The following is a 12,393-nucleotide window of genomic DNA, read 5'->3' on the forward strand; positions in this document are numbered from 1 at the left end:
TAATTATGGATCATAAATATATACGGTCAATAAAAATAGAGTGGGAAAAAACAGATCCGGATGCTTACTATCGTGATATTAAAGCACTGTCTTCCATAAAAGAATTGGATTTTCACCAAAATATTACTTTTTTCGTTGGGGAAAATGGTTCCGGGAAATCTACACTGCTGGAGGCAATTGCGGTAGCATATGGTTTTAACCCGGAGGGCGGCAGCGTTCATTACAATTTTTCCTCCAATGACACCCATACGGATTTGTGGAAGCATCTTCGTATCGTAAAAGGCATTCGAAAAGCAAAAGACGGGTTTTTCTTAAGGGCAGAGAGTTTCTACAATGTGGCAACTAAGATGGAGGAACTGGCGAAAACCACTGGCGGAGGAATCATGATGGATCCGGCATTCTTGAGCGGTTATGGAGGAAAATCGCTTCATCACCAGTCGCATGGGGAGAGTTTTCTGGCGATTGTACAGAATCGTTTCCGGGGAGACGGGGTTTATATTTTAGATGAGCCGGAAGCGGCACTGTCGCCCCAGAGACAGTTGACGCTTTTGTTATATATCTCACAGCTTGCAAAAGAAGGATCACAATTTATCATAGCCACGCATTCGCCTGTTTTACTTGGTATGCCGGATGCCGGGATATACTCTTTTGATGCTGACAGTGTATTACCCATAGCATATGAAGATGCAGAATGCTATCAGGTAATGGAAATGTTTATCAATCATCGAAAAGTAATTTTAGACCGGCTGCTGAATGGCGACGAGGTATAAGGTATTATTATATATGGAAGAAACTAGTGTCTTCCGGCATAAATACGCGGAGAGGATCTATCACCAGACGCAGTATATTTTCCAAAATAAAATATTTTCATATAATGCATCCTTTTTCCAATCGTATCTGTCTAATGATTGTAAACACATAAAAGTGCGGAAAAATGTGGAGAAAATGCACTTTGAAAAAGGAGGTGTTCCATTGAAGCATCTGGTAATCAAGGCACAGAAAAATGATGAAGAGGCTTTCATCAAGCTTATGGAATTAAATAAGCAGAGCATGTACAAGATCGCGAAATCTTATCTGCACCACGAGGAAGATATTGCTGATGCCATGCAGGAAACGGTTTTAAAGTGTTATGAAAAGTTAGAAACATTGAAAGAGCCAAGATATTTCAAAACATGGCTGGTTCGTATTCTGATTAATAATTGCAAAGACATTTTAAAACAAAATAAGTCATTATGCCTGATGGATGAGTTCCCGGAATTGGCTGATCCCGACCTGCCCCAGGATAACCTGGAATTTACAGAACTTTTGAATGCTCTGAATGAGAAGTACCGTACAATCCTGATCTTATATTATGTAGAAGGTTTTAATACAAGAGAGATTGCAGAACTTCTGGAAATGAATGAGCATACGGTGAAAAGCCGCTTGCTTCGTGCAAGGCAGAACTTTGCAAGAGAATATCAAAAGGACATAGCCTGTGCAGGCAGGTAGTAAGTTGGAAGAAAATAATAAAATAGAAAGGATGCCACAATTTTATTCTTTCAATCTGCTTTATCGTGGCCATATCACATATTATACTGTAATATGTAATATGTAATATGCAATGGGTGAAAAAATGGGAAAATTATATTCGGAAGAAGAAGCTAAGAAAATTTTAAAAGAAGAAATTACAACTTCAAATGTGGTTGACCAGAAAATGAATCAGGCATATCAGGAAATTCGAAGTAAAAAAACCGGAAGAGGAAAGCGTCGTGCTTATAAGAAAGTAGTTGTGGCAGCAGCGGCGGCAGCACTTATCGCAACCACTTCCTTAGTGGCTCTGGCGGCAAATGGATTCTTCCAAAAAGAAGTAGTGGAAAGCAATGATTCGGTATCGTATAAGTTTACGGTTGATTATGAATTAAGTGCAAATAAAATTGATGTGAAGCCTGGGTATCTGCCGGAAGGGTATACAACTGAATTTGCCGAGAATAAATTCTGTAAAGAAGATAGCTGGGGAAACGGAATATCCATCATTCCTATGACTACAGTGGATATTGACCGGATCAACAACGAATTTTCTGTGGACAAGATTGAAAATGTGGAAAAGACAACTTTAAATGGGATGGAAGCCCATGTAATTACCGTAAAGGAAGCGGAAAAATACAGGAGGGGGAACTGTGTGCTCTTATTTAATCCTGAGGATGGTTATGTCATAGAGGTATGGGGGTTCTATGACGTTCCGGTTGATGAATTAAAGAAAGTGGCAGACCAGCTTATAATAGAAAAATCCCAGGATGAAACGGTGGCACTCCCTACAGCTGAAGAGTTGGAAAAAGAAAAGGAAATGCAGCTGGAAGACCAGAAACGGGTTGAACAGTACCAGAAAGCAAAAGAAGCAGGAGTTGGAGAAGACAGGATTGTGCCCATAGGACAGGAAATTAAGTCTCAGGATTTCGATGATGATGAGCTTGCTGCAGAAGGTGGTGGGTTCAACAAATTTGGATATACCATTGAAAGCGCACAATATGTGGATACCATATCAGAATATCCAAAGGAAAATTTCTATAATTATGATGAGGAGATAGCATCCTGCCTGAACGAAGACGGAAGCCTGCGCGATCATCTTCGCCAGAAGATGAGTGAAGACGGCAAGTTGAATGTTGACGAAAGTACGGAAGAGTCTGTGGGAAGTAAGTTCCTGGTAGTGGATGTCCAGGTGAAGAACTATGCTGAAAAAGCAGTGGATGCTCCGTTATATCTGAATATTGCAAGGCTGCAGCAGCGTGCAGATGGGACATATGACCAGGACAGCAAATGGGAATATATGCCTGTCCCTATGGAGAATTGGCCGATACTTGAGATGCCGGTATACTTTGATAAACCGCAGAATGTAGAAGGCAATGACAGAATTCATCAATTTTTCTTCCGTACGATTCAGCCGGGTGAAACGTTAAGCTATACCCTGATGTATGTAATAGATGATGATATGACTGGGGAAATATTCCTGGCACCGCCAATCACAAGCGCAGACGCGGAACTGACCACGCAATATTTTTCCTTAAAAACTAATTGACAATTTCTGAAAGAAGTGATATTGTTAGTACTATAGTTGATAAGAGTAAATGCAATGAAGAGGAATAGTACAATTATTTCTGATTACAGAAAGCTGTCGGTTGATGCGAGACAGTTGAGGAAGAAATTGGAACTCACCTTGGAGCGGCTGCCCCAAATTCTTAATATAGTTTAAATGCTGGATAGAGAAAAGTAGACGCAGACGGAACCCCAACCGTTATCTGGGTAGGATATAAGATTCTATTGAATCCGTATCTGATGAGTGTATGAAGAAATTCATAAAATAGAGTGGTACCGCGCAAGACAAGTATATTTTAGTCTTTCGTCTCTAAATGACAACGGGATTGTCAGGAGACGAAGGACTTTTTTTGTTTCCTAAAATAAGTTGTTATCGAGATTTGCCTGCTGAACAGGTGTGGCAGGATGCAGATACATGTTATCTGACATTTAAGAATTGCAGACGATTATCAACATATACATGGAACAAGCGGACATGGCAAAACAAGAAAAGGAGATTAAGAATATGAAAAATGTGAATAAGTACACAAGGCAGTATTTTATGCCGCCAGTAAATGCAATGAACTGGGCAAAGAAGGATCATATTGAAAAAGCACCAATCTGGTGTAGTGTAGACCTGAGGGATGGAAATCAGGCTTTAATTGTTCCTATGTCATTAGAGCAGAAGATAGAATTTTTTAAATTATTAGTAAAAGTTGGATTTAAAGAAATTGAAGTTGGATTTCCGGCTGCGTCGGATACGGAATATCAGTTTTTGAGAGCATTGATTGAAAAAGATTTAATTCCGGATGATGTTACCATTCAGGTGCTGACACAGGCGAGAGAACACATCATCCGTAAAACCTTTGAAGCATTGAAGGGAGCAAAAAAAGCAGTTGTTCATGTATATAACTCCACTTCCCAGGCACAGAGAGAACAGGTATTTAAGAAATCAAAAGAAGAAATTCTGAATATTGCAGTAGAGGGTGCATCATTATTAAAGAAACTGGCAGCAGCAACAGAAGGAAACTTCTCATTTGAATACAGCCCGGAGAGTTTTACAGGAACAGAAGTGGAATATTCCCTGGAAGTATGTAACGCAGTATTAGATGTATGGCAGCCGACTCCTGACAATAAGGTTATCATCAATTTGCCAAGTACGGTTCAGCATTCAATGCCTCACGTATATGCCAGCCAGATTGAATATATGTGTGATCATATGAAATACCGGGAAAATGTTATCGTTTCCCTGCATCCGCACAATGACAGAGGATGCGGTGTTTCCGATGCGGAAATGGGTATCTTGGCAGGTGCTGACAGAATTGAAGGTACTTTGTTCGGCAACGGAGAGCGTACCGGTAATGTAGACATTGTGACTTTGGCAATGAATATGTATTCCCAGGGGGTGGATCCGGAACTTGACTTCAGTAACATGCCTGCAATCTGCGACGCATACGAAGAGTTTACCGGAATGAAGATTGATATGAGAAGCCCATACAGCGGTGCGTTAGTGTTTGCGGCCTTCTCAGGTTCCCACCAGGATGCAATTGCAAAGGGCATGAAATACAGAGAAGAGCATGACTGTGACCAGTGGACAGTTCCATATCTGCCTATCGACCCTACCGATGTGGGAAGACTGTACGAAGCAGATGTTATCCGTATCAACAGCCAGTCCGGAAAAGGCGGTATCGGATATATTCTGGAACAGAATTTCGGCCTGAATTTACCTGCAAAGATGAGAGAAGCAATGGGGTACGCAGCGAAATCCGTATCGGACGAACAGCACAAAGAACTTATGCCGGAAGAAATCTTCCAGCTGTTCAAAGACAAATACGAAGAGATTACAACTCCATACGATATTACAGAAGTACACTTCAAACAGCATAATGGCATCATAGCAGAAGTTGTAGTAGATGTAAATGGAGAAAGCCGCACTGCTATTGCAGCCGGTAATGGACGTTTGAATGCCGTAAGCAATGCGCTTAAGAAACAGTTCCGTCTGGAATACGATTTAATTACTTACCAGGAACATGCATTAGAACAGAGTTCCAGCTCCAAAGCGATCGCTTATGTGGGAATCCGCAATAAAGACGGCGAACTCTTCTGGGGTGCAGGCGTAGATCAGGATATTATCCAGGCATCTATTCATGCATTAGTTACAGCAATTAATAATATGGTTGCAGAATAAAATAAAATTATATAAAAAGCCTTAATATTTATGTGTTTATCATAAATATCAAGGCTTTTCCAATGCAATGCAATGGTGTAATCATTGCCGTATTATTTGATGTGCTGCGGAATATAATAATGATCAGATAAGTCCGTTATCTTTACACAGCGCTTCGATACTGCGGTCATATGTGGCTTCCGCTTCTGCTGAAAAGAAGCAGCCGGGTACCCCTTCGTTATTGTCACGGTGATGAGCCACACATTCACAGCATTTACCATGACGGGGGCAGTCATATGTACAGGTACATGGTCTTTTGTTAGAACAGCCCATTAAATAGTCCTCCTTATGTTTAGTGAGACTATTTTATCAATAAAAAGTAAAAATTGCAAGTTAAGAGATATATAGAGAGGAGCATCAGGCCCCTCTCTGATAAAAAATCTTATTTGCTTTTGTTTACGAAAGATTCGCAGTCTGTACATTCGATCTTAGTTGGGTTAGATTCATGTGTTCCAACTTTGATAGCATTAAGTGTACAATAGTTTTCTGTTTCTGCATGATGAGTGCAATTGTTTACGGAACATTTGATGGATTCGTTTTTCATATTTTTCACCTCCTTGATAATGGTACTAAATAGTTTGCACAAAAATGAAAATTATATACCTGCTGAAGCACAAAAAAATTATTTAGAACGAAAATCTAATGCTAAATTTTAAATGTTATCCACAGAAGAACCGACAGACAAACCCAGTAAATTACAAAATTATATAAAATATTTCAAAATAATTAAATTGTTGCAAAAATATTACTGAGAGATTAAATCAACATTAAAATGCCCAAAAACAAAGGGGTTTAGAGAAAAATGTTGTAAAATGTAGAAAAATAATCCATAAAAATAGTAAAAACTTGGAAAAAAGAACTGGTAATATTATATAAAAATATGCACATAAAATCTTTAAAATATATAATAAGTGCACATATCAACAATGTGATAAAAAAATGTACATGTAAGATATTACAAAAATATGAATTCGTGCTTGACACATTCTTTTCTTTTCAATATAATTGCAATACACAGACAAGCGAGGGGGCTTTGTGTACATAATATTTGTTTTTAAATATTTAAAAATATAAAAATAAAGGGGAGCAATTATTTTAGGAAAGATGAGGAACGCCGTATGTGGCTGTTAAAATCGCTAGTTAGGAAGTTGTACAAATTAAAAAAATATTTGTTCAGACGAAGATACCGCGGATGCCGTATTAATTGCGTAGCTGCTACTTTTGTTGCAGTTATATGTACTGCAGTCCTGCTTTGTGCAGTCGGCTTCAGTGATGGCGGTAAAAACAAGGTATATGCCGTTACACAACAGAATGCGGTTTCAGACGAAACACCGCAAAAGGCGAAAGATAAAAAATTCCAGGCAGGCCTTATGGGTATCATGAATTGTATATCCAGTATGGAAGAACTGTCCAGGTCTTCAAAAGCACAGGAAGTATCAGGAGCAGGAGAGGAAATACTGGTAGGTGCATCCAAAGCCAGCAGGAGAGAAGTAAACAGGATGACAATTGAAAAGGGAATGGAACAGGCCGGTGCAGTTGGTTACAGTGCTTCGCAGATTGTGAAGGACAACCATATGCCGGTGGAAGATTACGATGCACTTCTTCGCATAGTGGAAGCGGAAGCAACCGGCGGGGATATGAAAAGTAAGATTCTGGTGGCAAATGTAGTGCTGAACAGAGTGAATAACAGCCATTTCCCGGATAGTATTTATGATGTTGTATGGGAGCGGGTAAATGGTGATCCGCAGTTTTCGCCCACGGCAGACGGAAGAATTGACAGTGTTACGATTTCGGATGAAACAATTGAAGCAGTTGACCGTGCTTTAAATGGGGAAGACTATTCCGAAGGGGCATTGTACTTTATTGCAAGATCCAGTGCAGACCAGATTAATGTGAACTGGTTTGATACCAAATTGCAGAAATTGTTCGTGTATGGCGGACATGAATTTTTTACATACGAAGGTTATTGATAAATAGGCGGCTGCGTTTTTGTGCGGCTGCCTTTTTTCGTCTTGTGTACTTTGGAAAGGTATGCTATAATCTGTACTTAAAGAATATAATTTAAACCAAATGTAAAGGATGAAGATGATGGATTTGTTATACAAAAGTACGAGAAGTAATGAAACTGCAGTAACAGCTTCCCAGGCAATTTTAAAGGGATTATCCGCAGACGGTGGGCTATTTGTTCCATCCGGCATTCCTGCATTAGATGTAGACATGGAGACTTTGGCAGGTATGAGCTACCAGGAAACAGCATATGAGGTTATGAAGCTGTTTTTTACGGATTTTACAGAGGAAGAATTAAAATCCTGTATTGCCAAAGCATACGATGAAAAGTTTGATACTACTGAGATAGCACCGATTAAGAAAGAAGATGGCGCTTACTATCTGGAGCTGTTTCATGGCGCTACAATTGCATTTAAAGATATGGCACTTTCAATTCTGCCTCATTTACTTACAACTTCAGCGAAAAAAAATAATGTAAAAAATGAAATCGTAATTCTGACAGCTACTTCAGGAGATACCGGAAAAGCTGCTTTAGCCGGTTTTGCAGATGTTCCCGGTACCAGAATTGTAGTTTTCTATCCCAAAGACGGTGTTAGTCCGATACAGGAAAAACAGATGGTTACCCAGAAGGGTGATAATACGTTTGTTGTGGGGATTAATGGAAACTTTGATGATGCACAGACAGGTGTAAAGAATATATTCGGGGATAAGGAACTGGAAGCACAGATGGCAGATGCCGGATTCCAATTTTCTTCTGCCAACTCCATCAATATCGGACGTCTGGTGCCACAGGTGGTTTATTATGTATATGCTTATGCAAAATTATATGCGTCAAAAGAGATAGACAAATCTGAGAAAATCAACGTAGTTGTACCGACCGGTAACTTCGGGAATATTCTGGCTGCATATTATGCTAAGAATATGGGTGTGCCGATTGATAAGCTGATCTGCGCGTCTAATGATAACAAAGTATTGTATGATTTCTTTACAACCGGTACATATGACAGAAACCGTGAATTTATTCTTACCACATCTCCATCTATGGATATTTTGATATCCAGTAATCTGGAACGCCTTATCTATAAGATTGCCGGAGAAGATGCGGATAAGAATCTTGAAATGATGGCTGCCCTTGGCAAAGAAGGTAAGTACCACATTACGGAAGAGATGAAGGCACAGCTTTCTGATTTCTGTGGTAATTATGCCACGGAAGAAGAAACTGCACAGGAAATTGCTTCGGTTTACCAAAAAACCGGATATATCATGGACACCCATACAGCAGTAGCTTCCTGTGTATTTAAAAAATATGAAGCAGAGAAAAAAGATAATAACAAGTCTGTAATTGCATCTACCGCAAGTCCTTATAAATTTACAAGGAGTGTTATGGATGCTATTGATATGAAGTATGATGCTATGACTGATTTTGAATTGGTAGATGAGCTTTGCAAGATTTCTAAAGTGAAAGTTCCGGGTGCAATTGAAGAAATCAGAACAGCTCCGGTACTTCACGATACTGTTGTAGAAGTAAATGAGATGAAAGACATCGTGAAAAAGTTCTTAAATATATAAGCGGGTCTTGGAAAGGCAGGGTTTTGTTATGGATAGTATGTACATGCTCATGGATTTACTTTTCGTAGGCTGCGGCGTATATGTTTTATATGCTTTTTATCTTATGAAAACAAAAGGTGAGATAAAAGAAAATGTTTTGTTATCCAGAGATATCTCGGTTTCAAAATGTAAGGATAAAGCAGGTTACATCAAATATATGACACCAAGGCTTTTAGTCTTTGGTATTGTATTGCTGATCATTGGAATCGTCAGTCTTATAGGTGACTATTTTAAAATTTTGGGAATGGGGTCATTAATCATTCTGGCAATCGGACTGATTGTGATGGTATGGTTTGTAATGATTACCAGAAAGTCAATGAAAATATACTGGTAAATGTTAAAAAGAGTTTCAACCGCTGTGTCATGGTGGTTGAAACTCTTTTTATAGATAATAAGATAAGCCTATTCAGCCGATCCGCGTTCATGGAGTGGTGTGTACTCTTTATGCTTGGCAACACTCTTGTAAGCAGGACGGATAATTTTTCCGTTATTTGCCAATTCTTCGATACGGTGAGCGCTCCATCCGACAACACGGGCGATTGCAAAGATCGGGGTAAATAACTCAGTCGGAAGATCCAGCATGCTATAAACAAATCCGCTGTAGAAGTCCACGTTAGCGCTTACACCTTTATAGATTTTACGTTCTTCGCCGATAACCTGGGGAGCCAGGCGCTCAATCATGGAGTAGAGCTTAAATTCTTCTTCCCGGCCTTTTTCTTTAGACAGGCTTTCTACAAAAGATTTAAAAATATTTGCTCTTGGATCGGATAAGGAGTAAACCGCATGTCCCATACCATAGATCAATCCGGCATGGTCAAATGCTTCTTTGTTTAACAAGCGTTTCAGGTAATTTTTGATTTCACCTTCATCGGACCAGTCTTTTACTGATTTTTTCATGTCTTCAAACATCTTAACTACTTTGATATTGGCTCCGCCATGTTTCGGTCCTTTTAAAGAACCAAGAGAAGCAGCCATAGAAGAGTAGGTGTCAGTTCCGGATGAAGAGACTACATGGGTTGTAAAGGTAGAGTTATTACCGCCGCCATGTTCCATATGCAGAATCAGTGCAACATCTAAAATCTTGGCTTCCAGTTTCGTGAATTTGCTGTTTGGACGTAATATGTGAAGTATGTTTTCAGCGGTAGATAGTTCTGGCTGGGGTGAGTGGATAAAAAGGCTGTTGCCGTCGTGATAGTGGCTGTATGCCTGGTAGCCATATACAGAAAGCATAGGGAAAAGGCTGATTAACTGCAGGCATTGTCTAAGGACATTTGGAATGGAAACGTCATCTGCCCTGTCATCATAGGAATAAAGTGTCAGGACGCTTCGTGCAAGGGTGTTCATCATATCCTGGCTTGGCGCTTTCATAATGATATCCCGGACAAAGCTGGTAGGCAGTGTACGGTATGTAGCAAGCAGGTTGGAAAAGTCACGTAACTGCTCTTCCGTTGGAAGTGTACCGAAAAGAAGCAGATAAGTTACTTCTTCGAAGCCATAACGGTCATCATGGATGAACCCCTGGACGATGTCTTCTACATCGATACCGCGGTAGAAGAGTTTACCTTCACAGGGAATCATTTCGCTGTCTACAACGGTATAAGAGCGGATCTCTGCAATGTCGGTCAGGCCTGCAAGAACGCCCTTACCACTAATGTCACGAAGACCTCTTTTTACCTCGTATTTTGTGTACAGCTCCGTGTTGATCTGGCTGGTATCAGTTGCCAGCTTAGATAGAGCGAGAATATCAGGTGTAATTTCTGAATACGTACTCATAGTTGTTTCCTCCTGTTCTGTTTTAGTGTGCTAAAGGATTAAAATCCATTCTTTATCATATCATAAATTGGAAAAGAAAAATAGTAAAATTTTTTAATTGTAAAATATGTATAAAATAAGAAAAATAGATTGTTAATTGCTTGACATTTAAAATTAATGATGCGATAATAAAAACAAATTTTGAACAGTGAGATCCGGGTGGATAACACCGCCCGGTATATTTATGCAATAGTACATAATTTCTGGTAAATCATTCTTTATTGAATTATATATTGAAATTGAATGAATACTAGAGTATAATATTTATATAATAACATAAACAGTAAGTTACCTGGGGTGTTCGACAATCCTATCATTTTGAACCTACATGTACTTTTATGGGATTCCTACATTGCTGTGAAGGATGTCAGGCCACCGATTGCAGTGGAAGACAGATGTCGCAGTTGCGGTTACCCACCTAGCTTTGCTAGGAGTCAAAAGATAGGAAACGGCACTTTGGGGCTTACAAAAAAGAGCATTTGCTTAGCAGATGTTCTTTTTTTGCGTTATTATGTTGTTTGAAAAATGTGGAAAAACAAGTTGTAAGCTTTTTAGACTGGGTGTATAATAGTGACATCGTATAAAGATCGATATAAGTACATAAAACTAAAAGGAGCAGACAGAGATATGGGGATGAAGACGAGTTTGTTTGGGAAAACCGGAAATGGCCAGGAGGCCAAAATTGTTACGATTATGAATAAAAAGGGCATGGGGATTGAAGTGACAAATTATGGAGCTACCCTGGTGTCTGCAACAGTGCCGGATGAAAAAGGCCATATTGAAGATGTGATATTAGGATATGAAGATGTTACGGATTATGCTGCCAACGGTGGCTTCTTTGGAGCTGTGATCGGAAGGAATGGCAATCGTATCGGTAAAGCAAAAGTAACGATTAATGGTGTGGATTATCAGATGGAACAGAATGAAAATGGCAATAGTCTTCACAGCGGAACCAGAGGATTTGATAAGGTAATCTGGGATATGGAGCTTCTGGAAGAAGAGGCAACAGTAAAATTTACCCATTATAGTCCGGATGGAGATGAAGGACTGCCCGGAAATTTTGATGTTACGGTATCTTATACACTGACAGATGAAAATGAAATCAGGATTCATTATACAGGGGTGTCTGATGCAGATACGATTGCAAATATGACAAATCACAGCTACTTTAATCTGGCGGGCCATGATAAAGGGACGATACTGGATCACACCTTATGGATGGATGCAGATGCCTTTACCGTAATCGATGAAGAATCTATTCCGACAGGAGAGTTGAGAAGTGTGGAAGGAACTCCTATGGATTTCCGGAAAACAAGACGTATTGGTGATGATATTGATGATACATATGAACAGATACAGCTGGCTCACGGCTATGACCATAACTTTGTATTGAATCAAAATGGTGAAGAAAAACTGCGTAAAATAGCTAAGGTAACAGATCCGTTAACCAAAAGAACAATGGAAGTTTACACGGATTGTGTAGGTGTACAATTCTATACCGGAAACTTTATTGAAAAAACACAGATAGGAAAAGGCGGCATCGCATATCAGAAGAGAAGCGGATTGTGTCTGGAAACACAATTTTTCCCGGATGCGCCTAATCATGAGCATTTTCCTTCTTCCATTTTGAAGGCAGGGGAAGTTTATGATACAACAACAATCTATAAATTTGTATAGGATTGTAAAGATTG

At 39.5% G+C, this 12,393-nt stretch carries 11 protein-coding genes, 1 other RNA gene and 1 other annotated feature; of the genes, 9 read left to right on the forward strand and 3 right to left on the reverse strand.

Annotated elements, in window-relative coordinates:
* Positions 1–5: 5 nt before the first annotated feature.
* The 4 genes from RHS_RS10540 to RHS_RS10555 all read left to right on the forward strand — a co-directional run bounded on the left by RHS_RS10540 (position 6) and on the right by RHS_RS10555 (position 5,236).
* Positions 6–770, forward strand: a complete 765-nt coding sequence (locus RHS_RS10540) for an AAA family ATPase (protein ID WP_047833148.1) — start codon at positions 6–8, stop codon at positions 768–770.
* Positions 771–972: 202 nt separating this feature from the next.
* Positions 973–1,488: an RNA polymerase sigma factor gene (locus RHS_RS10545; protein WP_027294607.1), complete on the forward strand. Its 516-nt coding sequence runs from the start codon at positions 973–975 to the stop codon at positions 1,486–1,488.
* A gap of 124 nt (positions 1,489–1,612) precedes the next feature.
* A complete protein-coding gene (locus RHS_RS10550; RefSeq protein ID WP_047833149.1) occupies positions 1,613–3,052 on the forward strand; it encodes a DUF4367 domain-containing protein in 1,440 nt (479 codons plus the stop codon).
* Between the two features lie 45 nt (positions 3,053–3,097).
* Positions 3,098–3,384: a binding site (T-box leader), on the forward strand.
* A gap of 190 nt (positions 3,385–3,574) precedes the next feature.
* The gene (locus RHS_RS10555) at positions 3,575–5,236 is read left to right on the forward strand and encodes a 2-isopropylmalate synthase (protein ID WP_047833150.1); all 1,662 of its coding nucleotides are present in this window, start codon (positions 3,575–3,577) and stop codon (positions 5,234–5,236) included.
* A 123-nt stretch (positions 5,237–5,359) separates the two neighbouring features.
* Here the strand turns inward: RHS_RS10555 and RHS_RS10560 are convergent, their stop codons facing one another.
* Together RHS_RS10560 and RHS_RS10565 are read right to left on the reverse strand one after the other, a co-directional pair.
* Complete coding sequence (locus tag RHS_RS10560) at positions 5,360–5,548, reverse strand: hypothetical protein (protein WP_027294604.1); 189 nt, start codon at positions 5,546–5,548, stop codon at positions 5,360–5,362.
* Between the two features lie 109 nt (positions 5,549–5,657).
* On the reverse strand, positions 5,658–5,819 hold the full coding sequence (locus tag RHS_RS10565) for a DUF1540 domain-containing protein (RefSeq protein ID WP_330373721.1): 162 nt from the start codon (positions 5,817–5,819) through the stop codon (positions 5,658–5,660).
* A 604-nt stretch (positions 5,820–6,423) separates the two neighbouring features.
* Here RHS_RS10565 and RHS_RS30770 point away from each other — a divergent pair.
* The 3 genes from RHS_RS30770 to RHS_RS10580 all read left to right on the forward strand — a co-directional run bounded on the left by RHS_RS30770 (position 6,424) and on the right by RHS_RS10580 (position 9,224).
* Entirely contained in the window at positions 6,424–7,245 is an 822-nt protein-coding gene (locus tag RHS_RS30770; RefSeq protein WP_242881419.1) for a cell wall hydrolase, read from the forward strand.
* Positions 7,246–7,363: 118 nt separating this feature from the next.
* Entirely contained in the window at positions 7,364–8,851 is a 1,488-nt protein-coding gene (gene thrC / locus RHS_RS10575) for a threonine synthase (protein ID WP_027294603.1), read from the forward strand.
* Between the two features lie 28 nt (positions 8,852–8,879).
* Positions 8,880–9,224: a hypothetical protein gene (locus RHS_RS10580; protein ID WP_027294602.1), complete on the forward strand. Its 345-nt coding sequence runs from the start codon at positions 8,880–8,882 to the stop codon at positions 9,222–9,224.
* Positions 9,225–9,292: 68 nt separating this feature from the next.
* On the opposite strand, the gene RHS_RS10585 is transcribed toward RHS_RS10580, so the two are convergent.
* The gene (locus RHS_RS10585) at positions 9,293–10,663 is read right to left on the reverse strand and encodes a citrate/2-methylcitrate synthase (RefSeq protein ID WP_027294601.1); all 1,371 of its coding nucleotides are present in this window, start codon (positions 10,661–10,663) and stop codon (positions 9,293–9,295) included.
* A gap of 325 nt (positions 10,664–10,988) precedes the next feature.
* Between RHS_RS10585 and ssrS the strand changes: the two genes are divergently transcribed.
* Positions 10,989–11,169, forward strand: a non-coding RNA gene (gene ssrS, locus RHS_RS30775) — 6S RNA.
* Between the two features lie 160 nt (positions 11,170–11,329).
* Positions 11,330–12,379, forward strand: coding sequence for an aldose epimerase family protein (locus RHS_RS10590; protein WP_047833151.1), 1,050 nt, complete (start codon positions 11,330–11,332; stop codon positions 12,377–12,379).
* Positions 12,380–12,393: the final 14 nt, after the last annotated feature.

Source organism: Robinsoniella sp. RHS, from assembly GCF_001029355.1.
Lineage (GTDB): Bacteria > Bacillota > Clostridia > Lachnospirales > Lachnospiraceae > Robinsoniella > Robinsoniella peoriensis.